Source organism: Comamonas sp. E6, assembly GCF_001010305.1.
GTDB classification, from domain to species: Bacteria; Pseudomonadota; Gammaproteobacteria; order Burkholderiales; family Burkholderiaceae_C; genus Comamonas; species Comamonas thiooxydans.
In genome coordinates, this window is sequence record NZ_BBXH01000011.1 from 204,983 (window position 1) to 226,871 (window position 21,889).

General features: G+C 61.3%; 20 protein-coding genes and 1 pseudogene. 11 read left to right on the forward strand and 10 right to left on the reverse strand.

The genetic code is table 11. The features are described 5' to 3' along the window. Position 1: 1 nt before the first annotated feature. Complete coding sequence (locus CSE6_RS10690; RefSeq protein WP_034351664.1) at positions 2 to 1,207, forward strand: VWA domain-containing protein; 1,206 nt, start codon at positions 2 to 4, stop codon at positions 1,205 to 1,207. 33 nt (positions 1,208 to 1,240) lie between these two features. Here the strand turns inward: CSE6_RS10690 and CSE6_RS10695 are convergent, their stop codons facing one another. Further along, complete coding sequence (locus tag CSE6_RS10695) at positions 1,241 to 1,450, reverse strand: hypothetical protein (protein ID WP_034351667.1); 210 nt, start codon at positions 1,448 to 1,450, stop codon at positions 1,241 to 1,243. A gap of 143 nt (positions 1,451 to 1,593) precedes the next feature. Here CSE6_RS10695 and CSE6_RS10700 point away from each other — a divergent pair, with 143 nt between their 5' ends. From CSE6_RS10700 to egtB, 4 genes are all read left to right on the forward strand, one after another. Beyond that, the gene (locus CSE6_RS10700) at positions 1,594 to 2,613 is read left to right on the forward strand and encodes a DUF808 domain-containing protein (protein ID WP_034351669.1); all 1,020 of its coding nucleotides are present in this window, start codon (positions 1,594 to 1,596) and stop codon (positions 2,611 to 2,613) included. Positions 2,614 to 2,816: 203 nt separating this feature from the next. Further along, positions 2,817 to 3,431 carry an OmpW family protein gene (locus tag CSE6_RS10705; protein WP_003080665.1) on the forward strand — a complete coding sequence of 205 codons (615 nt, stop codon included), beginning with the start codon at positions 2,817 to 2,819 and terminating at the stop codon, positions 3,429 to 3,431. A 407-nt stretch (positions 3,432 to 3,838) separates the two neighbouring features. Further along, complete coding sequence (egtD, locus tag CSE6_RS10710; RefSeq protein ID WP_370545702.1) at positions 3,839 to 4,894, forward strand: L-histidine N(alpha)-methyltransferase; 1,056 nt, start codon at positions 3,839 to 3,841, stop codon at positions 4,892 to 4,894. Further along, a complete protein-coding gene (gene egtB, locus CSE6_RS10715; protein WP_083994715.1) occupies positions 4,881 to 6,209 on the forward strand; it encodes an ergothioneine biosynthesis protein EgtB in 1,329 nt (442 codons plus the stop codon). Before egtD ends, egtB begins: the two co-directional genes overlap by 14 nt. A gap of 27 nt (positions 6,210 to 6,236) precedes the next feature. Here the strand turns inward: egtB and CSE6_RS10720 are convergent, their stop codons facing one another. Continuing rightward, on the reverse strand, positions 6,237 to 7,514 hold the full coding sequence (locus tag CSE6_RS10720; protein ID WP_034351674.1) for an O-acetylhomoserine aminocarboxypropyltransferase/cysteine synthase family protein: 1,278 nt from the start codon (positions 7,512 to 7,514) through the stop codon (positions 6,237 to 6,239). 208 nt (positions 7,515 to 7,722) lie between these two features. Between CSE6_RS10720 and CSE6_RS10725 the strand changes: the two genes are divergently transcribed. Next, positions 7,723 to 8,919: a diguanylate cyclase gene (locus CSE6_RS10725; RefSeq protein WP_059440494.1), complete on the forward strand. Its 1,197-nt coding sequence runs from the start codon at positions 7,723 to 7,725 to the stop codon at positions 8,917 to 8,919. Between the two features lie 72 nt (positions 8,920 to 8,991). Here the strand turns inward: CSE6_RS10725 and CSE6_RS10730 are convergent, their stop codons facing one another. From CSE6_RS10730 to CSE6_RS10765, 8 genes and pseudogenes are all read right to left on the reverse strand, one after another. Next, positions 8,992 to 9,636: a 3'-5' exonuclease gene (locus tag CSE6_RS10730; protein ID WP_059440495.1), complete on the reverse strand. Its 645-nt coding sequence runs from the start codon at positions 9,634 to 9,636 to the stop codon at positions 8,992 to 8,994. 134 nt (positions 9,637 to 9,770) lie between these two features. Next, entirely contained in the window at positions 9,771 to 10,553 is a 783-nt protein-coding gene (locus CSE6_RS10735) for an enoyl-CoA hydratase/isomerase family protein (protein WP_059440496.1), read from the reverse strand. Further along, positions 10,553 to 12,109 (reverse strand): long-chain fatty acid--CoA ligase, encoded by a 1,557-nt coding sequence (locus CSE6_RS10740; RefSeq protein WP_059440497.1) that lies wholly within the window; start codon positions 12,107 to 12,109, stop codon positions 10,553 to 10,555. The genes CSE6_RS10735 and CSE6_RS10740 overlap by 1 nt, the downstream gene beginning before the upstream one ends. A gap of 42 nt (positions 12,110 to 12,151) precedes the next feature. Continuing rightward, positions 12,152 to 13,309: an acyl-CoA dehydrogenase family protein gene (locus CSE6_RS10745; protein WP_083994717.1), complete on the reverse strand. Its 1,158-nt coding sequence runs from the start codon at positions 13,307 to 13,309 to the stop codon at positions 12,152 to 12,154. A gap of 2 nt (positions 13,310 to 13,311) precedes the next feature. Further along, positions 13,312 to 14,142, reverse strand: coding sequence for an SDR family NAD(P)-dependent oxidoreductase (locus CSE6_RS10750; protein ID WP_059440498.1), 831 nt, complete (start codon positions 14,140 to 14,142; stop codon positions 13,312 to 13,314). A 30-nt stretch (positions 14,143 to 14,172) separates the two neighbouring features. Continuing rightward, a pseudogene (locus tag CSE6_RS10755) lies at positions 14,173 to 14,586 on the reverse strand (MaoC family dehydratase). Between the two features lie 12 nt (positions 14,587 to 14,598). Beyond that, positions 14,599 to 15,039: a MaoC family dehydratase N-terminal domain-containing protein gene (locus tag CSE6_RS10760; RefSeq protein WP_034394134.1), complete on the reverse strand. Its 441-nt coding sequence runs from the start codon at positions 15,037 to 15,039 to the stop codon at positions 14,599 to 14,601. Positions 15,040 to 15,050: 11 nt separating this feature from the next. After that, the gene (locus CSE6_RS10765; RefSeq protein WP_034407718.1) at positions 15,051 to 16,235 is read right to left on the reverse strand and encodes a lipid-transfer protein; all 1,185 of its coding nucleotides are present in this window, start codon (positions 16,233 to 16,235) and stop codon (positions 15,051 to 15,053) included. A 125-nt stretch (positions 16,236 to 16,360) separates the two neighbouring features. Here CSE6_RS10765 and CSE6_RS10770 point away from each other — a divergent pair, with 125 nt between their 5' ends. From CSE6_RS10770 to CSE6_RS10790, 5 genes are all read left to right on the forward strand, one after another. After that, entirely contained in the window at positions 16,361 to 17,383 is a 1,023-nt protein-coding gene (locus tag CSE6_RS10770) for an AraC family transcriptional regulator (protein ID WP_059440499.1), read from the forward strand. Between the two features lie 88 nt (positions 17,384 to 17,471). After that, a complete protein-coding gene (locus CSE6_RS10775; RefSeq protein ID WP_238585680.1) occupies positions 17,472 to 18,119 on the forward strand; it encodes a TetR/AcrR family transcriptional regulator in 648 nt (215 codons plus the stop codon). Next, positions 18,119 to 19,009, forward strand: a complete 891-nt coding sequence (locus tag CSE6_RS10780) for an SDR family oxidoreductase (protein WP_034394145.1) — start codon at positions 18,119 to 18,121, stop codon at positions 19,007 to 19,009. The genes CSE6_RS10775 and CSE6_RS10780 overlap by 1 nt, the downstream gene beginning before the upstream one ends. Beyond that, positions 19,006 to 20,649 carry an acyl-CoA carboxylase subunit beta gene (locus CSE6_RS10785; RefSeq protein WP_034394148.1) on the forward strand — a complete coding sequence of 548 codons (1,644 nt, stop codon included), beginning with the start codon at positions 19,006 to 19,008 and terminating at the stop codon, positions 20,647 to 20,649. The genes CSE6_RS10780 and CSE6_RS10785 overlap by 4 nt, the downstream gene beginning before the upstream one ends. Before the next feature lie 52 nt (positions 20,650 to 20,701). Next, positions 20,702 to 21,880: an acyl-CoA dehydrogenase family protein gene (locus tag CSE6_RS10790; RefSeq protein WP_045839102.1), complete on the forward strand. Its 1,179-nt coding sequence runs from the start codon at positions 20,702 to 20,704 to the stop codon at positions 21,878 to 21,880. Positions 21,881 to 21,889: the final 9 nt, after the last annotated feature.

Here is a 21,889-nt window from a genome sequence, read left to right on the forward strand (position 1 = left end):
GATGAATCAAACAGCAAATTTGGCGACCGAGCCGCAACAGGAGTCCGAAGAGCTGCAGCCCACCACGCGGCTGCAGCGCTGGCGCATGGTACTGGGCAGCCCCGCTGACGCCAGTTGCGGCGGTGTGACGGGCCGCTTGCAGGAGATGGACCAGGCGCTGGCCGCCTTGTATGAGGAAGACAGCAAGCTGGCATCGCGCAAGGGTGGACGCGGCAACTCCTCGCCTTCGGTTTCGCGCTGGCTGGGCGATATCCGCAAATACTTTCCGAGCCAGGTCGTGCAGGTCATGCAGCGCGATGCCATGGAGCGTCTGAATCTGCGCGAGCTGCTGCTGCAGCCCGAAATGCTGGAGAACGTGCAGCCCGATGTGCATCTGGTGGCGGACCTGATTTCGCTGGGCTCGGTGATTCCGCAGAACACCAAGGCCACGGCGCGGCTGGTGGTGCGCAAGGTGGTGGACGAGCTGATGAAAAAGCTCGAGGAGCCCATGCGCAGTGCCGTGGCCGGGGCGCTGGACCGCAGCCAGCGCAACCGACGCCCGCGCCATGCAGAAATCGACTGGAATCGCACCATACGCGCCAACCTGCGCCATTGGCAGCCCGAGTACAAGACCATTGTTCCGGAGACGCTGATCGGCTATGGACGCAAGGCGCGCCGCCCGCAGCGCGAGGTGATTCTGTGCATTGACCAGAGCGGCTCCATGGCCAACTCGGTGGTCTATTCCAGCATCTTCGGTGCGGTGATGGCCAGCCTGCCGGCCGTGGCCACCAAGCTGGTGGTGTTTGATACGGCCGTGGTTGACCTGACGGAAAAACTCGACGATCCCGTCGATGTGCTGTTTGGCGTGCAACTGGGTGGCGGCACCGATATCAACGGTGCGGTCGGCTATTGCCAGGGGCTGATCAGCGAGCCGCGCAACAGCATTCTGGTGCTGATCTCCGACCTCTACGAAGGCGGTGTGGAGTCGGGCCTGCTGCGCCGCGCCAACGAGCTGGTGGAAGCAGGCGTGCAGTTCATCACGTTGCTGGCGCTCAGCGACGAGGGTGCGCCGGCCTATGACGCGGAACTGGCGGCCAAGCTGGCGGCACTGGGCGTGCCCTCGTTTGCTTGTACCCCCGATGCCTTTCCACAGCTCATGGCAGCGGCCATCCGCCGCGACGATGTGGCAGCCTGGGCGGCGACACAGGGCTTCAAGACCAGCAAATAAGGAGACTGCCCGAAGAAGGCTGCTTGTTGAGGCTCAGCCCGGCAGATCGATACCAAGCTTGGCCAGTCTGGCGGCCATCACATCGCGGCGGCGCGCGGCCTTGGCAGCGGTTTCGCTGACCGTTGCAATGGTCTTGGGGCCTTTGCCCGCTGCGGCCTTGACCAGTTCCGCCTTCTTGGCGGCCTCTGCGGCAAGTTTGCGGTAGCTGGCAATCAGTTCGGCATGAGCGATGGCTTGAGTCACAGGGTTTCCGTTCGATGAGGGCGCTCATTGTCGCTGCAAAGCCTTGGCCGTGCTGATCGCGTAGGCGATTGGCAACTTCCTGCTGCAGTCGCTGCACGGTTTGCAGGCATGATAGTGGACATTGAAACCAACTGGGGAGTGCGATGGCAGGTGCCGGCCTTTTGATGCTGCTAGACGATATTGCAAGCATGCTCGACGATGTGGCCTTGATGACCAAGACCGCTGCGGGCAAGAGCACAGCAATCCTGGATGATGTGGCCACACAGACCAAGGTGGCGGTGCAGAAGACGGCCGGCGTGCTGGGCGATGATCTGGCTCTCAATGCCGAGCAGGTCACGGGAGTGAAGGCCAATCGGGAGTTGCCAGTGGTCTGGGCGGTGGCCAAAGGTTCGTTGATGAACAAGGCCATCCTGGTGCCCGCAGCGCTATTGATCAGCGCCTTTGTGCCCTGGTTGATCACGCCTTTGCTGATGGTGGGGGGCGCTTTTCTGTGCTTCGAAGGCGTGGAAAAGATCCTTGAGCTGTTTCACAAGCACAAAAAGCATGATGCGCATGATGCCGTGGTGGATGCCGAGGAGGCTACCCATAAAGGTGTTGCGCCTTCATCGGTGCGTGCCGCGCGTGAAAAGCAGATGGACCCGATGGAGTACGAAAAGCAGAAGGTCAAGGGGGCCGTGCGCACGGACTTTATCTTGTCGGCCGAAATCATGGCGATTGCGCTGGGTACGGTGTCCGCCAAACCCATCTGGGAGCAGGCCTCGGTGCTGATCGCAGTAGCTCTGGCCATCACCGTGTTCGTCTATGGACTGGTGGCCGGGATCGTGCGCATGGATGATGTGGGCGGCTGGCTGATGGCCAAGAGCAGCAGCGCTGCCAAGGCCATGGGCCGTGGTCTGATTGCTTTTACCCCGTGGCTGATGCGCGGGCTGTCCATCGTGGGCACGGCTGCCATGTTCATGGTGGGCGGTAGCTTGCTGGTGCACGGCATAGAGCCTGTCGAACATTGGATAGAGCAGGTGATTGTGCCCACGGGCGGTATTGTTGCAGCGCTGGGACCGGTGTTGGTACATGTGCTGGTTGGGGCCGTCATTGGCGGTGCGGTTGTGGTGTGCATGGAGTTGTGGCACAAGCTGCGACCAGCCAGGGTGGCTCATCCGAATTGACGACTACCATCACTGCTGAAGCAAATTTTTGCGCTTCATCAGTGTCCTGGGCGGACGTGGCCGATGGGCAACGTCCGCTTTTTTCTTTGCGGTGTTGGTGTGCGGGTTGACTTGGGACAAACCCGTGTGGCAGTGGCTTTGCTTCAATGGATGCCAAGGGATGCAAAGCATTGCACTCACCCAATTCTTCAAGGAAAGAACCCATGAAAAAGACTCTGATCGCGATTGCTGCTGTTGCCAGCGCCCTGACGGCCGGTACCGCTTTTGCCCAATCTTCGTTTGACGGCTCCAGCCCTTGGCAGGTTCGCGTGCGCGCACTGCATCTGGACAGCGACAACGGTGGCGCTGCCGGAGACGCAGGCGTGAGCATCAACAACAAATGGATGCCTGAGCTGGACGTGTCCTACTTCTTCACGCCCAACATTGCAGCAGAGCTGGTGCTGACCTATCCCCAAAAGCATGATGTGCGCCTGAATGGCGGCAAGATCGGTTCGCTCAAGCATCTGCCCCCCACCTTGCTGGCGCAGTACCACTTCACCAACTTCGGGGCCTTCAAGCCTTATGTGGGGGCAGGCGTGAACTACACACGCTTCTCGAACGTGGACATCCTGGATGGTGCCGTGACCGTGAAGAAGAACAGCTTTGGCGGCGCGCTGCAGGTCGGCTTCGACTATGCGCTGGACAAGAACTGGTCGCTGAACTTCGACATCAAGAAGGTGTATCTGGGTACCAAGGTCACAGGTGCAGGCGTGTTTGAAAACACCAAGTTCAAGGTTGACCCATGGCTGGTGGGTGTGGGCGTGGGCTATCGCTTCTGATAGCTTCACGGCAAAGAGTGTTCTTGTCTGCGGCCTTCTTCCCGCAGGCGAGGCACGCACCGCAGGCTCTGCGGTGCATCGGAGTCAGCAGGTCGGCATGGCCTGATGACTTCGGAGGCTAGGGTGTATGTTTAGATCGGTATTCCGCCAGCGCGGGGTACCGATTTTTTTTGCTGAATTCTTTGGCCAGTATTGACTTTGTCAGCATTGCTGCATGCGCATGCAGTAAAAGGATCGCTGGCTTCAGTCCTACTTCTGCCGATTGCCGGCCGCGCTAGGCTGAGGGTCTAAGAACGTGTTTACGATCTCCTTGCACTCCAACGCGGTAAGCACGTTCTAAAGCAGGCTTGGCAGTGATGGCGCGGGCAATGGCTGCATCGCGCGATCAGCTCATCAGGAGGATCAGCATGCGCGCGACACCGGACAGGCAGGCAGCATCGATAGAGTTTGCATCACGCGCAGGGCGCATTCCATTGCCTCTGGCGTCCTCGTTGAGACCTCCACCGCTTCAGGACGAGGGTTGCAGCTTCATGGACGCGTATATCCCCCCGACGCATCTGCGCTATGAGCTGGCGCAGGGGCTGATGCAGCGGCAGGCGCAGATTTCTCCCAAGTTCCTATATGACGCGCATGGCTGCGCCTTGTTTGAGCAGATAACCGAGCTGCCCGAGTACTACCCCACAAGAACCGAGGCTGCCATCATGGCCCGCTACGACCTGGAGATCGCCCAGGCCATGGCGGGTTGCCAGGTGTTGATAGAGCTGGGAGCGGGCAATTGCGAAAAAGTGCGACGCCTGTGCCGCAGCGTGGGGCCGCAGCAGTTTCTGGGAGTGGATATTGCGGTCGAGTTTCTGCAGGCCGCTGTGGCCAGGCTGGAGCATGACTTCCCGCGACTTACGGCTCGTGCAGTTGCGGCGGATTTCACGGGGGACTGGCATTTGCCGTCAGGCGTGCCACAGACACGGCGTGAGCTGTTCTATCCTGGCTCCTCGATCGGCAACTTCGATACGCAGCAGGCTTTGCATATGCTCGGACACATGCATTCACTTCTGGGGGGCGACGGCGGGCTGCTGATTGGCATTGATCTGCCCAAGCCGGTACCGGTTCTGATAGCCGCTTACGACGATGAGCAGGGCGTCACAGCCGAATTCAATCTCAATGTGCTCAATCATGTGAACCGTCTACTGGGCAGCGATTTCAATCTTCAGGACTGGGCGCATGAGGCGCGCTTCGACAGTCGGACATCGCGGATAGAGATGCATTTGCGCGCCCGTCGCCCCGTCATGGTGTGCTGGCCTCAGGGCCTGCGCTATTTTGCTCAGGGCGAGACCATCCATACGGAGAACAGCTACAAATACCCGCTGTCCGATTTCCTCTCCATGCTGGCATGCGCGGGATTTGCCGAACCCAGGGTCTGGACCGATGAGCAGCAATGGTTTGCCGTCATTCATGCCCAAGTCTGAAACCATGGTGCGGCCATTTTTCATGGCGCCTGCTGCCAGGGACTGGATAGTGCTGGCGCAGCAGTTCGAGCGGGTGAGGGCCTGCACGCAAAAGCTGGCTGCGCCCTTGTCTGCAGAAGACGCCTGCGTGCAATCCATGCCGGACGCCAGTCCTGCCAAATGGCATCTTGCCCATACCAGCTGGTTCTTCGAAACCTTTGTACTGGCCGTGCACCAGCCAGGGCATCAGGCTTTTGACGGCAGTTTTCGCATGCTGTTCAACTCCTACTACCAGCAGGTGGGTGCACGTCATCCCAGAGCCCAGCGGGGCTTGCTGACCAGACCGGCTCTGGCGCAGGTCATGGCCTATCGCGCTGTGGTGGATGAGCAGATGCTGGCACTGATGGCCGCCATGAAAGAGAAAAGTCCGACGACGCAGCAGGTCGTTGCTCAGCTCGTCGCATTGGGCTTGCAGCACGAGCAGCAGCATCAGGAGTTGATGCTCACCGATATCAAGCATTTGCTTTCTTGTCACCCGCTCTGGCCTGCTTATGCGTCAGATGGGGTAGCAGAGGAGAATTGCGTGCAGGCCTATGCCGATCTCACATGGCTGCCACTTGAGGCAGGCATCTACAGCATAGGTCATGGTGGCGGCAGCTTTGCGTTTGACAATGAAATGCCGAGGCACAGTGTCTATGTGCAAGCTGCGCAGATTGCATCGAGGCCCGTGAGCAATGGCGAGTTTCTGCGTTTTGTGCTGGATGGCGGCTACGGTCAGCCTCAATGGTGGTTGGCCGAAGGCTGGGACTGGTGCCAGGCCCAGCAACTGAGCCACCCCTGGTACTGGAGGCAAGCTGAGGATGCTGCGGGTGATGCGGGCTGGCAGGAGTTCAGCCTGTATGGCGTGACGGCTCTGCATGCGCTGAGGCCTGTCTGCCATATCTCCTATTTCGAGGCTGATGCCTATGCGCGCTGGGCCGGTGCGCGCCTGCCGACGGAGATGGAGTGGGAGGTGGCAATGGGTGCGCATGACTGGCCTGTGTCCTCGTCAGTGGGTCATGCCAGCCTGCACCCTGAAGTCTCGGGCGCTCATCATGGGGTGGCAACTGGCCAGGTCTGGGAGTGGACGCATTCGTCCTATGCCGCCTACCCGGGCTTTCGCGTGGCCGAGGGTGCCGTGGGGGAGTACAACGGAAAATTCATGGTCAACCAGTATGTGCTGCGCGGAGGCTCCTGCCTCACGCCTGCCGGTCATGCGCGGCTGACCTATCGCAACTTCTTTCCCGCAACGGCTCGATGGCAGATGACGGGGCTGCGGCTGGCGCGCGATGCCTGAAGTCGCGCGCCGGAGTCTCAGCCCGCTTCAGACCTGTTCCAACGCCTGGTTCAGGTCGGCCAGCAGATCGTCAATATGCTCGATGCCCACGGACAGGCGCACCATGCCTTCGGTCACGCCGGCCTTGGCCAGTTCGTCCGTATCCAGCTGACGGTGCGTGGTTGAAGCAGGGTGGGTGGCCAGCGACTTGGCATCGCCGATATTGACCAGGCGCGTGAACAGCTGCAGCGCATCCAGGAAACGCGCACCGGCCGCACGGCCTTCGCTGCCCTTGAGGCTGAACGACAGAATGCCCGATGCGCGGCCGCCAGACTGTTTTTGCACGATGGCGTGGTCGGGGTGGTCTTTCAGGCCTGCATAGCGCACCCATTCCACCTTGGAGTGTTTTTGCAGCGTTTCTGCAATCTTCTGCGTGTTTTCGCAGATGCGGTCCATGCGCAGGGCCAGGGTTTCGATGCCTTGCAGAATCTGGAAGGCGTTCTGCGGCGAGATGGCGGCGCCCATATTGCGCAGCGGAACGACGCGGGCGCGGCCGATGAAGGCGGCGGGGCCCAGTGCTTCGGTGTAGACCACGCCGTGATAGCTGACGTCGGGTTCGTTCAGGCGCTTGAAGCGGGCCTTGTGCTCCGCCCAGGGGAACTTGCCGCTGTCCACGATCGCCCCGCCAACGCTGGTGCCGTGGCCGCCCAGGTATTTGGTCAGCGAATGCACGACGATGTCAGCGCCATGTTCGAACGGGCGCAGCAGATAGGGAGAGGGCACGGTGTTGTCGACGATCAGCGGCACGCCGTGCCGGTGGGCCACATCGGCCAGAGCGCGGATATCGGTCACATTGCCCAGAGGGTTGCCGATGGACTCGATGAATACCGCCTTGGTCCTGGCGTCGATCAGCTTGCCGAAGCTGGCCGGGTCGCGTGGATCGGCAAAGCGCACCTCGATGCCTTGCTGCGGGAAGGTGTGGGCAAACAGGTTGTAGGTGCCGCCGTAGAGCGTGCTGGCCGACACGATGTTGTCACCCGTTTCGGCCAGGGTCTGGATGGCGGCGGTGATGGCTGCCATGCCCGATGCCACGGCCAGCGCTGCAATGCCGCCTTCGAGCGCCGCGACGCGCTTTTCCAGCACGTCGGTGGTGGGATTCATGATGCGCGTGTAGATATTGCCCGGGACCTTCAGATCAAACAGATCGGCGCCATGCTGGGCGCTGTCAAACGCGTAGGCCACCGTCTGGTAGATGGGCACGGCCACAGCCTTGGTGGTGGGGTCGGGGGAATAGCCGGCATGTACGGCGAGTGTCTCTATGCGCATGTGTGTGTCTCTTTGGCAAGTTATTCGAACGCCACAGCCAGAGCTTTGGCGTCATTGATTATGGGCAGGACGCCGACTCAGGAGAACGACCTAATGGCTATGTGCTTATGCCAGAGTGAAAGCGAGCGCTGTATTGGAATATTGGAGATACTTCTCGCCGGAGAATGGACGACGTTGAATTCACAGTTTCCTGCGCGGAGAACCTAAATTGGGCCAGCCTGCAGATTTGTACTTTGCCTTGATTGCGCCGGCTTGCGTGGTGTTGTTCGGGTTTGCCTTGTTGGCTTGCTGGTATGTCCAGCGCCGACAGCCGCGTGCGCTGTTCCTGCTCTGGCTGGTGGGCGGTTATGTGCTGCTCGCGACAGCTCTGGCTGCGCAAAGCCTGATGAGCAATGCGCAACTGAGTCATTTCGCCCTGATGACGGCATGCCTGTATTTGCTGGGAACCTGGTCGCTGGCGCAGGGCATGTCCTTGCGGCTGGGGTCGGCAGGGGCAAGCGTGGCCGGCGGCCTGTTGATCGCTGTCGTCGCCCTGTCCGTGCTGTTCTATTTTTCCCGGATCGAGAATGATTTATGGGTCCGCGTGCAGTGCCTGGCTCTGGCCATGGCCTTGCAGCTGACCCTGGCCATGCCGGCGTTTCTCAAGGCCGATTCGTCAAAGGACTGGCTGGAGCGTGGCGTGCGCTGGGCCTATGGGCTCAACGTCTGTTATGCCTTGTTCAGGCCGGCGGCCGTAAGTCTGTTGCCCGTTCACGAAGTGCAGGAGCTGACCCGATCTGGATACTGGTTGCTCACCCAGGCCATAGCGCTTCTGTTTGCGATGTGGTTTGCCGTTGGATTGCTGGCCTGCTCGGTCAGGGATGTGATGACGACATTGCGCGAAGAGCGCAACCGTGACTCTTTGACGCGCCTGCTCAATCGCCGCGCCTTCATGGAGGCCGCAGAGTCGCGCTTGGCCGATCAGCGGCTGGTGCCCTGGGCCGTGGTTGCCGTGGACATCGATCATTTCAAATACATCAACGACAACTGGGGCCATGCGGCCGGCGATCAGGTGCTACAGCAACTGGCACAGTTGCTGACTCAGCAGGTCAGAGACTACGATCTGGTTGCCCGCTTCGGCGGAGAGGAGTTTGTCTTGCTGCTCTCGCGAGTACAGCTGTTCGAAGCGCAAGCCATTGTGGAGCGTGTGCGTGAGCGCTTGCAAAGCCAGGTGCTCGGAGGATTGGCTGCGCAACTCAAGGTAACAGCCAGTTTTGGCATTGCTGCACTCAGTTCCGCACAGGATTTCGAGCAGGCACTGGCTCGGGCCGATGCGCTGCTATACCAGGCCAAGAAGGCAGGGCGGGATTGTGTCATGAGCTCTGCGCAGGACGAGAGCGAGCTGCAATGGAGAATGATTGCCTGAATCCCGCTGTCGGGCACAGAGCTTATGGTGCTTTGACGATTGGCTTCTTTTCGCGATCTGAGGGCTGAACGTTTACGACCTCGGACTCCTGGGGCCGGGTCGGGGAAGGACTGGTTGTGTGCTTTCCCAGGCGGGAAGGCGGGCATAGATCACGACCGGAGCATGGGCGTCATTGGCGGCATAACGTCGCTGGGCCGGGCTGAGTTCTGTGGCAGCCCAGTTGGAGGTGGTGGTGCGCTTGGACTTGCGAAAGCTTTGCTGGAGCACCAGCGCTGCGGCGGCGCGCACACCCACTGATGGGCCATAGCCGAGCCGCTTGAAGCGGCTGTCCAGATCCTGAATATTGATCAGCGGCGCCCCCAGCCTGCGGGGCAGGGAGTGTTTATCGTTATCGAGCCCGAAGCCGACCTTGCAGATATGTTCTGCAGCCAGCACCATGCGCGACACTTCCAGAGCCATGGGCCTATGCAGTTGCAGCAGCCAGACCTGACTGGCCGTGGCAAGCTGCACCAGATGAGGGCCGCTGTCTTGCTGGCCAATATTGAAGATGGGTTTGCTTTCAGTGTCAAAGCCGAGCACGGGCTCGGCATTCATGGCCTTGAAGGCGGCTTCAAATTCGGTTTCGGACTGCGGTATGTGGATTGCATGTTCGGGCAATTCCAGAAACGGAGGGAGCAGGGCACTTTCGTCCTTGCTGGGTGCAATCAATCGGGGCATGTCGGCAATTACACACCAGCTTCGTGCTTATCCCCAGAACATGTGGTCTGGCCTGTGGGTAAATATCGGAATAAATGCGCAAAGCCTTGACTGGCAAGGCTTTGCCTGTTGCGCCTAAAAAACAGGCAAACGATTCAGCGACGCTGAAACACGGGCTTGCGCTTTTGCAAAAAGGCAGTCACGCCTTCGAGGCTGTTGCCGGAGCGGGCGCAGCCCAGCATGGCTTCGCGCTCGGCACCCAGTTGCTGCTGAAGATCTTGCCGATGTGCCGAGTCACAGAGGCTTTTGATGCCCGCCAAGGAGTTTGTGGGGCCGCCGGCAAGCTCTTCGGCCAGCGCGGTTGCCGCCGCCAGCAGCTGTTCGGGCTCGTGCAGCTCGTCGACCAGGCCCATGCGCAGACAGTCCTCGGCCGCGACAGCGCGGTTGCTCATCAGAATGTATTTGGCCCTGGCAGCACCGGCACGGCGGGTGAGATAACCCGATACACCAAGATCCGGGCTCAGGCCGATGGCGGAGTACCCTCCGCGCAAAAACATGTGACGGCTGGCCAGTACCAGGTCCGCACACAGTGCGAGCCCGATGCCGCCACCTCCGACAGGGCCTTGCACGGCACTGATGACTGGCAGCGGCAAGCTGGCCAGCTGATGCATGACAGGGTTGAGCAGATCAAGCATGGCGCCGATCAGCGGTGCCAGTCGCTCGCGATGTTCGCCAAACTCGCTGATATCGCCCCCGACGCAGAATTGCTTACCGCTTGCGGAAATGAGCAGGGCACCGATATCCGTGTTGCAGGCCCGCCCTACCACCGCCTTCAGGTTGTGAGCCATGGCCGTACTGATCACGTTGCCCCGCTCGGGCTGGTTCAGGACCATATGACCTACGCCGTTGCGAACTTCCCAGAGAACCAGATCAGACATCAGGTGACCTTTCTTTCATGATGGGCCCAGAACGGGGCCCGCAAGCTGGTCTTGAGGATCTTGCCTGCACCGGATAGCGGCATGGCCTCGACAAAGGAAACATCACGGGGACATTTGTAGCCGGCGATGCGCTCCTTGCAGAAATGGATCAGCTCCTGAGCTTCCAGGCTCTGTCCGGGCTTAAGCACGATGAAGACATGGACCTGCTCGCCCCAATGTTCATGGGGAATGCCTATGACGGCGCACGAGGCCACGGCAGGATGGGTGGCAATAACGCTCTCCACCTCAATGCTGTAGACGTTCTCGCCACCGGTAATGATCATGTCCTTGATGCGGTCCACGACAAAGACGTAGCCTTCGTCATCCATGCGGCCGCCATCGCCCGTATGCATCCAGCCATCACGGATGGCGGCTTCGGTTTCGGCAGGCTTGTTCCAGTAGCCCAGCATCACTCCGGGGCCCCGAACCGCAATCTCACCGACCTCGCCACGCGGCACCTCTCGCCCTTCGGGATCGACGATGCGCACCTCGGTGCAGGCCGTGGCGCGTCCGGCGCTGCGGTGGCGGCCCTTGGCCCGGCCTGATTCGCGGTGCATCTCGGGGGAAAGAATGGTGGCGATGGGGGATACCTCCGTCATGCCATAGGCCTGCACAAAATCCACGTCGGGGATGGTCCGCATGGCCCGGTCCAGCAGGCCCTCGGAGATGGGTGAGGCTCCATAAGCCATCTGACGCAGCGACTTCAGATCATATTTGTGCAGATCGGGGTGGTCCACCAGCATTTGAATCATGGTGGGCACCAGCAGCGTATCGGTCACGCCGGTGCTGGCGATGGCCTGCAGTACCGCGAGAGGATCGAAGCGCGGCACCATGACATGGCAGCCGCCTGCGGCGAACAGGGCATTCATGAACGCACCGTCAGCCAGATGGAACATGGGGGCTGCGTGCAGGCCAATGCTGCCTGCGCGCACGATCTGTGACGACACGCTCGAGATGGCATTGGTATAGAGATTGCGATGGCAGAGCATGACCCCCTTGGGGGAGCCCGTGGTGCCACCGGTATAGAAGACGCCGGCCAGATCGTCGCCGTTGCGCATGGCGTCTTCAACCGGGCTACTGTCTACCACCAGCGCTTCATAGGAGAGCATGTTCTGCGGGGCAGGACCATCGCCCAGGTGGATCAGCGTTTGCAGAGAGCGGGATAGCTTGAGGAGTTCCGGTGTCAAAGGCGCAAAACTGTCATCCACCAGCAGAATGCGGGTGTCGCAATCATCGAGGGAGTAGGCGATCTCGTTGGCGCTCCAGCGGATATTGATGGGATTGACGGCCGCGCCTGCCCAGTAGCAGGCCATGTAGTACTCCAGATACCAGTCTGAGTTGAGGCTCAGAATCCCGACCCGGTCCCCGGCCTGGGTGCCCAGCGCTTGCAGCGCACCGGCGAAGCGGGCGACTCGCTCCCCTAGCTGCGCAAAACTGCGTTTGCGACCGTTGTAGATGCTGGCTGTGGCATGAGGCGTCTGCTGCACGGCGCGACGCAAGCTTTGCGTGAGATACATGACTGGCCTTTCTTGAAACAGAGAAAGCGATCAATGCGAGAGCTATTGGGCGAAAAGGCGTCTGGCGATCAGGTCCTTCATGATTTCGTTAGCGCCTCCGTAGATCTTCTGGATCCGGGCATCGGTGTACAGCCGCGCGATGGGATATTCCTCCATATACCCGTAGCCGCCGAACAGCTGCAGGCATTCATCCATCACCTTGCACTGCTGCTCGCTGCACCACCACTTGGCCATATAGGCGGCCTCGTTATCCAGAGTGCCGTCGAGCAGGCGCTGTATGCAGTCGTTGACAAAGCTGCGCACCACATGGGCCGTGGTGGCGCATTCGGCCAGCTTGAAGCGCGTGTTCTGGAAATCTGCAATCGTCTGGCCGAATGCCTTGCGTTGCTGGGTGTAGTCCACGGTCAGTGCAACAGCCATCTCGATGGCTGCAGCGGCGCTGACCCCCAGTAGCATGCGTTCATAGGGCAATTGGCTCATCAGCTGCTTGAAGCCTTGCCCCTCGGTGCCTCCCAGCAGGTGGCTGGCGGGTATGCGCAGGTCTTCAAAGAACAGCTCGGCGGTGTCCGAAATATGCTGGCCGATCTTGCCTAGCCTGCGACCCACGCGAAAGCCGGGCAGGTTTTCCGTCTCCAGCACCACCAGCGATACGCCGACGCTTCCGGCATCTCCGGTGCGCACGGCCACCACCAGCAAATTGGCCGTGTAGCCATTGGTGATGAAGGTCTTGGAGCCATTGATAACGTAGTGCTCGCCATCGCGCTGGGCCCGTGTGCGCATGGCCTTGAGGTCGGAGCCCACGCTGGGTTCGGTCATGGCAATGCCGGCCAGCAATTCGCCGCTGCAAAGCCTGGGCAACCAGCGCTGCTTTTGTTCTTCAGTTCCATAGGCCAGCAGGTAGTGCGAGGCGATGGTGTGCACGCTGGTGATGGCATGTACTTCGGCCTTGGTCAGCTCTTCCTGAACCACCAACTGGTAGGCCAGATTGCCGCCACCGCCGCCCCATTGCTCGTCCATTTCGGGCAGCAGAAAGCCATGCGCGCCAAAGCCGCGCCAGATCTCGCGCGGCACATAGCCCTGAGCGCGCCAGGCGGGTACATGGGGTGTCAGTTCGCGCACTATGTAGCGGCGCACCTGCTCTCTGAAAGCATCGATATCTGCATTCATCCAGGCATGTTGAAAGGGTTTGGGCAGCAGCATGTTCAGACCCCGGTCAGGCCGCCGGTACACATCAAGGTCTGGCCGCTGATGTAGTCCGACTCGGGTTGGCAAAAGAGGTAGACCGCACCCGCCGCTTCGTCGGGCGTGCCAGCGCGACCCAGGGGAATCGTCTGTTCCATGGCTGCCATCAGGCCGGGGTTCACGCCTACCTTGATGTCGCGGCCTTCGATGTGGGCCGTCTCGCCATTGGCGGCGGAGTTGGTCAGCCTGGTCTTGATGAGTCCGAATGCCACGCAGTTCACATTGACGTTCATGCGTCCCCACTCTTTGGCCAGAGTCATGGTCATGCCCGTGATTCCGGCCTTGGCCACGGAGTAGTTGGTCTGGCCCGCATTGCCGAACAGGCCCGCCACCGAGGAGATATTGACCACCTTGCGCATGACGCGCTGGCCAGCTTCCAGCTCGGCCTTGGACAAGGCCTTGATGACGGGCTGAGCCGCACGCAGTATGCGAAACGGGGCGGTCAGATGGCAGTCGAGAATGGCGTACCACTGCTCGTCGCTCATCTTCTGGATGACGTTGTCCCAGGTGTAGCCGGCGTTGTTGACGATGATGTCCAGTCCCTGGTATTGCTGGACGGCGGTGCCGACAAAGCGCTCGGCAAAGTCGGTGTGGGTGACATTGCCCACGCAGGCAATGGCCTCGCCGCCCATCTCGCGTATCAGGGCCAGGGTCTCATTGGCGGGTTCGGCATCGAGGTCGTTGATGACTAGGCGTGCACCTTCGCTGGCCAGCTTGAGGGCGATGCTGCGGCCTATGCCGCGGCCCGATCCTGAAACCAGGGCTACCTTGCCGTCGAGTTTTCCTGTCATTGCTGTCTCCTTGGGCGAATCAATACGTTCTCAGGGCAGGCTGATCCAGGCATCGCCCGCGATTTTGGTCTGGCCATGCTGGTTGCTGCTTTGCACCTCGACCCGGACGCTGCGGTCTGCATCGCGTTTTTCCACAACGCGGCCCGTGCATGAGATCGCATTGGCCAGATGGGTAATGCCCTGAAAGCGCACGTCGAAACGGTACAGCCTGGATTGCGGCGCCCAGTTGGTCAGCAGCCGCCCCAGTCAGGCCATGCCCAGCATGCCGTGGGCAAACACATCGGGCATGCCGGCCTTGCGCGCGAAGTCGGTGTCGATATGAATCGGGTTGTGGTCGCCCGAGGCTCCGGCAAACAAGGCCAGCGTGGTACGGCTGATCGGGGACAGTTCGAGGGCCGGCAGTGCATCTCCAACCTGGACCTCGTCGTAGCGGGGGGTGTTCATTGCCGGTCCTTTCTAGTTGCGAACCACGATGACGGAGCGCATCTCGGCCACCAGCTCGTTGTTCTGATTGACAGCGCGCGATGACTTCACGACAAATTCCAGTGCGCCGTTCTTTTTGCTGTAGATGTCATCGATCCTGGACTGCACCGTGATGCGGTCTCCGGCGCAGGCGCTCCGGTGATAGCAAAAGCTCTGCTCGCCATGCAGGATCTTGGCGATCGGGATGTTCAGGGTTTGCAGGAGCAGGTCGGACGCGCCGCTGTCCATCTCCGCCGCAAACAAAAAGGTGGGGGGCACGGGCAGGTCCGGGTAGCCCGCTGCGCGGGCGGCCTCCAGGTCGGTATAGACGGCGTTGTTTTCACCGATGGCCTTGGCAAAGAAGCGCAGGCGGCTGCGGTCCAGGTTGAGCTCAGAAGAGGGCAGGTCATGCCCTATCCATTGGGTGTCAATCATTGGCCGCTCCTTCAGACGCGCTCGTAGAGGGTGACCACACAGGCGCCACCGAGGCCGAGGTTGTGCTGCAGCGCCAGGCGGGCATTGGCAACCTGGCGCTGATCGGCCCGGCCGCGCAGCTGTTGTACCAATTCTGTGCACTGGGCAAGACCGGTGGCGCCCAGCGGGTGTCCCTTGGATAGCAGACCGCCCGATGGATTGGTCACAAACTTGCCGCCGTAGGTGTTGTCGCCGTCGCAGACAAATTTTTCCGCACCGCCCACAGGGCACAGGCCCAGAGCCTCGTAGGTCAGCAATTCGTTTTGTGCAAAGCAGTCGTGCAGCTCCACTACATCAACGTCCTGGGGGCTGATGCCGGCCTGTTCATAGACCTGACGCGCAGCGTCCTGAGCCATGCTGAAGCCCACCACCTCGCGCATATCGTGGGCCTCGAAGGTCTTGGGGCTGTCCGTGGTCATGGATTGGGCGCGGATGCGCACGCTGTGGTCCAGGCCATGCTTGAGCGCATAGGCTTCGGACACCAGCAGGGCCGCCGCCGCGCCGCAGGTAGGTGGGCAGGCCATGAGCCGGGTCATGACGCCCGGCCACATCACGGGAGAGGCCATGACCTCCTCCTCTGACACCTCGGTGCGGAACAGGGCCAGGGGATTGCGCGCTGCATGGCGGCTGGCCTTGGCGCGGATCTTGGCAAAGGTGGAAAGCTGCGTGCCGTACTGGTCCATATGGGCCTTGCCTGCTCCGCCGAAGTAGCGCAGGGCCAGTGGCACGCCGTTGTCGCCGACCAGGGCATCGGTTTCCGCTTCGAATCGGTCAAAGGGGCTGGGCCGGTCGCTAAAGACCGAGCCCAGTGCGCCAGGGGTCATCTGCTCGAACCCCAGGGCCAGCACACAGTCGGCAGCGCCGCTGGCCACGGCTTGACGTGCCAGGAACAGTGCGGTGGAGCCGGTGGAGCAGTTGTTGTTGACATTGATGATGGGAATGCCCGACATGCCCACCTCATACAGCGCTCTCTGACCGGCGGTGGAGTCACCGTAGACATAGCCCACATAGGCTTGCTGCACTGCGTCATACGCGAGGCCTGCATCTGCCAGAGCCAGGGACGTGGCGCTGGAGCCCATCTGGAAGTAGGGATCACTCTTTCCGGGCTTGGCAAATGGAATCATGCCTACGCCGGCAACATACACATCGCGACTCATGGGGGCTCCTTGGGAAAGTGGCAAACAGGTGCTGGGCAATGAGAGCCATCGTAGGAATTACCGATGCGCAAACCCATTGCCGAGCGCATCTTTCGTATGTCAAAAGACCTCAAGGTGATCTGTTCATGGCTGCTGCTTCCATCGTTCCTTTCACGATCTCCATGGCGCTGGTGCGGGGTATTGCTGCCGGGGTAAGAAGACACGGGCATGACTGCAAGGAGCTGCTGCTGCTGCGTGCCGGCATAGCCCCTCTGCTGCTGGCGCAGGACGGCGCCAGAGTCACGGCAGACCAGTATGTGGCGCTGATGTGGCGAGTGGTGGAGCTGCTGGGGGATGAGGCCATGTGCCAGTTCTCCAGACCGCTCAAGCGTGGCAGTCTGGAGCTGATTGCGCGTCAGGCCCTTTCAGGGCACGGGATGGAGACTGCGTTGCAACGCATGTGCCAGGCCCATGTGCTGCTGCAGGATCAGGTGGATGTGCAACTGGTGCGTGATGGAGCGCTGGCGGGCATTGTGCTGCGCCCTGTGGGCGATGAGCCCTTGCCCAATTTCCTCTATGAGTTTTCCCTGCGCGTGCTGTGGCGGCTTACTGCCTGGCTGATGGGCGGTACGCTCAAGGTGCAGCACTTTGACTTTGCCTTCGGGCAGCCTGATTACGCCAACGACTATGGCGATACCTTTCCGGCGCCTTTGCATTTCGGTTTGCCGTTTTCGGCATTCTGGTTCGATGCGCGCAAGCTCGCGCGTGTCTGCAGTCGTGACGAGCAGGCGTTGCAGACCTTTGTGGCCAGCTGGCCGGCGGCGGCCATCATGCCGCCGCGTACCGGAGAAGGTGTGGATGCCCGCGTGCATTCTCATTTGCTGCAGTCGCGTCCGCGATGGGCGGGGCTGGAAGCTACGGCCGCCGAGCTGAACATGTCGGCCCCCACGCTGCAGCGCAAGCTGGCTGCTGCGGGCACCTCCTTTCAAGCCATCAAGGATGAGCTTCGCCGAGATATCGCGGTCTCCCGACTGGGAACCAGCAAAGTCAGTTTTACGGAGCTGGCGGCAGACCTGGGGTTTGCCGACGCAGCGGCGTTTCAGCGTGCATTCAAGGGCTGGACGGGCAGCTCGCCCGGTCTTTACCGTGCCAGGCGGGTCGAGAGCTGACTGTTTGAAAACCCTTGCGTACAAGCCCTAGTTATTTTTACAAAGCAAATGATTGGTAAAAATAACAAAGGCCGATATGCTGCGTCTCATGCAAACAAGTCATGAAGCAGTCATAGTAAAAAAGCGCGGTCGCGGCAGGCCTCCGAAGTCGGCCGATGAGCGCAATGAAAGCATGCGTCGTGGCGAGCTGGTGAAGGTCGCGGCGCAGCTGTTCAGGCAGCGCGGATTTCACGGCACCAGCACCCGTGACATCGCCGCCGCTGCAGGTATGCAGTCGGGGTCTATCTTCTATTTTTTTGAGAGCAAGGAAACCATTCTGCACGCGGTGATGCAGGATGGAATGACTCAGGCTGCGGTGAGTCAGAACGCTGCGCTGCAAGCACTGGGGGCACGTGCCAACGGCGTGGAACGACTGAGCGCTCTGGTGCGCAATCATCTGCAAATCATGGTCGGCGGCGAGAGCGACTTCATCCCCGTGATGCTTTACGAATGGCGCTTGCTCAGCGATGCGCAGCGCATGGAGGTGAGCGCACAAAAGGATGCCTACGAAGCGCAATGGATGCCCGTGTTGCAGGCGCTGCACCGCACGGGCAAGCTCAAGGCCCGTCCCGAAATCGCGCGACTGCTGATCTTTGGCGCATTGAACTGGACGGCTCAATGGTTTACCGAGGGCCGGGGGCTGACGCTGGATGAGCTTACCGAGCAAGCCCTGGCTTTATTCATTGGAGAGCGTTGATGTACCAATCCGTATTCCGTGCCGCATTGTTTGCGGGGCAGGTGGTTGTGGTGACCGGTAGCGGCTCGGGCATCGGCCGCTGTGTTGCGCACGAGCTGGCATCCTTGGGCGCCACAGTTGCCCTGGTGGGACGTAATCAGGACAAGCTGGTTGCTGTCCAAGCCGAGTTGCAGCAGGCCGGAGTACCGGCAGACAGAGTCAGCCGGCACGGAGCGGATATACGGGATGAGGCTGCCGTCAAAGCGCTGGTGGCCGAGGTTCTGGCCCGCCACGGGCGCATCGATGCCCTGGTCAATAACGCGGGTGGGCAATACATTGCGCCCCTGGCCAGCATCGGAGCCAAGGGCTGGCAGGCCGTGCTGGACACGAACCTCACAGGCGGCTTCCTCATGGCGCGCGAATGCTTTGTGCAACACATGGCAGAGCATGGGGGCTCCATCGTCAATATGGTGGCCGATATGTGGGGCTCCATGCCGGGCATGGGGCACAGCGGCGCGGCGCGAGCAGGCATGGTCAGCCTTACCGAGACGGCGGCTGCGGAATGGGCGCCCCATGGCGTGCGTGTTAATGCCATCGCACCCGGCTACATCGCCTCCAGCGGCATGGATCACTATCCACCCGAAGCGGCTGCCATGTTGCGCAAGATGCCCGCTACCGTGCCGGCGGGGCGCTTTGGTAACGAGGCCGAGGTTTCCGCCTCCATCGTGTTTTTGCTCAGTCCCGCAGCCAGTTTCATCAGCGGCACGGTGCTGCGCGTCGATGGCGCCCGTCCTCAGGTGCGCATGGGCATGGGGCCGGTGGCCGCCAGTGCCGAGGTGCAGCAACGCGGCGCAGTGCGTGCATTTGACGGCTTTTCTCTCTACCAGACTCCCAAGGTGTTTCAGTCATGAGCGTCTTTGCATCGCAATGGAATGCAGCCGGTGAGCAGGCGCAGCAGCGCCGGGCCGCCACGCTGGCGCGCATCGCCGCGCTGCGTGAGCTGGAGCAGCGCGCAGTGCAGGCATCGCAACGCTCCAAGCCGCAGTTTGAAAAGCGCGGCCAGTTGCTGCCGCGCGAGCGCGTGGCCTTGCTGCTGGACCCGGGTGCCCCCTGGTTGCCGCTGTGCTCACTGGCAGGCTATCTGCAGGACAGGGCAGACCCTGAAAAATCCGTGCCCGGCGGCGGCATGTTGGCGGGCATCGGCTTTGTCAGCGGCGTGCGCTGCATGGTCGTGGCCAGCGACTCGGGCATCGAAGCGGGAGCCATCCAGGAAAAAGGCTTGGACAAGATGCTGCGCGTGCAGGAGATCGCGCTGCAGAACAAGCTGCCCTTCATCCATCTGGTCGAAAGCGCGGGAGCCAATCTCATGCGCTACCGCGTCGAGGGCTTTGTGATGGGCGGAGCCTTGTTTCGCAACCTGGCGCGGTTGTCGGCCGCAGGTTTGCCTGTCATCACCGTGCAGCATGGTTCGGGCACGGCTGGCGGTGCCTATATGCCGGGGTTGTCGGATGTGGTCATCATGGTGCGCGGTCGCTCGCGTGCCTTTCTGGCTGGACCGCCCTTGCTCAAGGCGGCGACTGGTGAAATTGCGACCGAGGAAGAGCTGGGTGGTGCCGAGATGCACACCAGTGTCTCGGGGCTGGGCGAGTATCTCGCGGAGGACGACCGCCAAGCCCTGGGCATGGCACGCGCTGTGGTGTCTCAGCTGTCCCAGTGGAAAAGGCCTGAAGCGCTTGATATATCCAAACGGGAGGCTGCCGGTTCAGGAATCGTCGAGCCGCGTTACGAGGCCGATGAGCTCTTGGGGCTGATGCCGGCGCACCATCGCGAGCCAGTGGATATGCACGAAGTCATGGCGCGGCTGGTCGATGGTTCCGAGCTGCTGCTGTTCAAGTCCGGCTACGGTGCGGCCACGCTGTGTGCGCAGGCGCATATCGGGGGCCATGCCGTGGGCCTGATCTCCAACAACGGTCCCATCGATGTGGCTGGTGCCAACAAGGCTGCGCATTTCATCCAATGGATGTGCCAGCTCGGTCATCCCATCATCTATCTGCAGAACACCACGGGCTATATGGTGGGCAAGGACAGCGAGCAGGCCGGCATGATCAAGCACGGCAGCAAGATGATCCAGGCCGTGACCAATGCCACCGTGCCGCAGATCACTATTCAGTGCGGGGCCAGCTTCGGTGCGGGCAACTACGGAATGTGCGGCCGCGGCTATGCGCCGCGCTTTCTTTTCAGCTGGCCCGGTGCCAAGACGGCGGTGATGGGCGGCGAGCAGGCGGCCAGCACCATGCGCCAGGTCACCGAGGCCGCCATGGCACGCAAGGGCTTGCCCGTCGATGCCGAGCTGATGCAAAAGCAGTACGACCAGATCGTGGCCATGTTCGAAGCCCAGGCCGATGCGCTGGTCACCAGCGGCTTGCTGCTGGATGACGGCGTGATCGATCCGCGCGACACGCGCGCAGTGCTCTCCTTCTGCCTGCAGACCTTGCACGAAGCGCAGCAGCGCACGGTGCGCCCCATGCAGTTCGGGGTCGCACGCATGTAGTGCCGCGCCTCTTCCCCCACTTCTTCCAAACAGAACTCGACGGAGACAAGCCATGCAATGGACCCATGAACATCTGGAAGTGCGCAAGACCCTCAAGCGCTATATCGACGAGAAGATCAATCCCTATGTCGACGCATGGGAGGAAGAGGAAATCTTTCCCGCTCACCAGGTCTTCAAGGGGCTGGGCGATCTGGGCCTGCTGGGCCTGACCAAGCCCGAAGCCTATGGCGGCTCGGGGCTGGACTATTCCTACAGCCTGATGATGGCCGAGACTCTGGGTCATATCCGCTGCGGCGGCGTGCCCATGGCCATTGGCGTGCAGACCGATATGTGCACGCCCGCGCTGGCACGCTTTGGCAGCGACGCCTTGCGCGATCAGTTTCTGGCGCCCGCCATCGCGGGCGATATGGTGGGCTGCATAGGCGTGAGCGAGCCCGGTGCGGGCAGCGATGTGTCGGGTATCAAAAGCCATGCCCGCAAGGATGGCGATGACTACATCATTAGCGGCCAGAAGATGTGGATCACCAACAGCATTCAGGCGGACTGGATGTGCATGCTGGTCAACACCGGTGATGGACCGGTGCACAAGAATAAAAGTCTCATCATGGTGCCGCTGCGGGAGGGCCCGCGCGGCAAGCTGACCAAAGGCGTGGAAGTGGCGCAGAAGCTGCGCAAGATCGGCATGAACTCCTCGGACACGGGCCTGCTGTTCTTTGACGAGGTGCGCGTGCCGCAGCGCTATCTGGTGGGTCAGGAGGGGCAGGGCTTTATCTATCAGATGCAGCAGTTTCAGGAAGAGCGGCTCTGGGCCTCGGCCAGCGGCTTGCTCGCCATGGAGGACTGCATTCAGCAGACTATCGAGTGGGCACAGCAGCGACAGATGTTCGGCAGCACCCTGATCGATCAGCAATGGGTGCAGTTCAAGCTGGCCGAGCTGCAGACCGAAGTCGAGGCGCTGCGCGCGCTGACCTACCGTGCCGCACAGATATATATGGCGGGCCAGGATGCGCTGCAGCTGGCCAGCATGGCGAAGCTGAAGTCGGGGCGGTTGACGCGCGAAGTGGCCGACACCTGTCTGCAGTTCTGGGGTGGCATGGGCTTTACCTGGGACAACCGCGTCTCGCGCCTGTACCGCGACGGGCGTCTGGGCTCGATAGGCGGCGGTGCCGACGAGGTCATGCTGGGCATCATCGGCAAGACCATGGGGCTGATCAAGCGCCAGGCGCACTGAGGAGCGGCG

Bases quoted from the DNA above. Each gene is read 5' to 3' on its own strand.
- CSE6_RS10690 (WP_034351664.1), top strand. From the start codon at position 2: ATGAATCAAACAGCAAATTTGGCGACCGAGCCGCAACAGGAGTCCGAA.
- CSE6_RS10700 (WP_034351669.1), top strand. From the start codon at position 1,594: ATGGCAGGTGCCGGCCTTTTGATGCTGCTAGACGATATTGCAAGCATG.
- CSE6_RS10705 (WP_003080665.1), top strand. From the start codon at position 2,817: ATGAAAAAGACTCTGATCGCGATTGCTGCTGTTGCCAGCGCCCTGACG.
- egtD (WP_370545702.1), top strand. From the start codon at position 3,839: ATGCGCGCGACACCGGACAGGCAGGCAGCATCGATAGAGTTTGCATCA.
- egtB (WP_083994715.1), top strand. From the start codon at position 4,881: ATGCCCAAGTCTGAAACCATGGTGCGGCCATTTTTCATGGCGCCTGCT.
- CSE6_RS10720 (WP_034351674.1), bottom strand. From the start codon at position 7,514: ATGCGCATAGAGACACTCGCCGTACATGCCGGCTATTCCCCCGACCCC.
- CSE6_RS10730 (WP_059440495.1), bottom strand. From the start codon at position 9,636: ATGCCCCGATTGATTGCACCCAGCAAGGACGAAAGTGCCCTGCTCCCT.
- CSE6_RS10735 (WP_059440496.1), bottom strand. From the start codon at position 10,553: ATGTCTGATCTGGTTCTCTGGGAAGTTCGCAACGGCGTAGGTCATATG.
- CSE6_RS10740 (WP_059440497.1), bottom strand. From the start codon at position 12,109: ATGTATCTCACGCAAAGCTTGCGTCGCGCCGTGCAGCAGACGCCTCAT.
- CSE6_RS10745 (WP_083994717.1), bottom strand. From the start codon at position 13,309: ATGCTGCTGCCCAAACCCTTTCAACATGCCTGGATGAATGCAGATATC.
- CSE6_RS10750 (WP_059440498.1), bottom strand. From the start codon at position 14,142: ATGACAGGAAAACTCGACGGCAAGGTAGCCCTGGTTTCAGGATCGGGC.
- CSE6_RS10760 (WP_034394134.1), bottom strand. From the start codon at position 15,039: ATGATTGACACCCAATGGATAGGGCATGACCTGCCCTCTTCTGAGCTC.
- CSE6_RS10765 (WP_034407718.1), bottom strand. From the start codon at position 16,235: ATGAGTCGCGATGTGTATGTTGCCGGCGTAGGCATGATTCCATTTGCC.
- CSE6_RS10770 (WP_059440499.1), top strand. From the start codon at position 16,361: ATGGCTGCTGCTTCCATCGTTCCTTTCACGATCTCCATGGCGCTGGTG.
- CSE6_RS10775 (WP_238585680.1), top strand. From the start codon at position 17,472: ATGCAAACAAGTCATGAAGCAGTCATAGTAAAAAAGCGCGGTCGCGGC.
- CSE6_RS10780 (WP_034394145.1), top strand. From the start codon at position 18,119: ATGTACCAATCCGTATTCCGTGCCGCATTGTTTGCGGGGCAGGTGGTT.
- CSE6_RS10785 (WP_034394148.1), top strand. From the start codon at position 19,006: ATGAGCGTCTTTGCATCGCAATGGAATGCAGCCGGTGAGCAGGCGCAG.
- CSE6_RS10790 (WP_045839102.1), top strand. From the start codon at position 20,702: ATGCAATGGACCCATGAACATCTGGAAGTGCGCAAGACCCTCAAGCGC.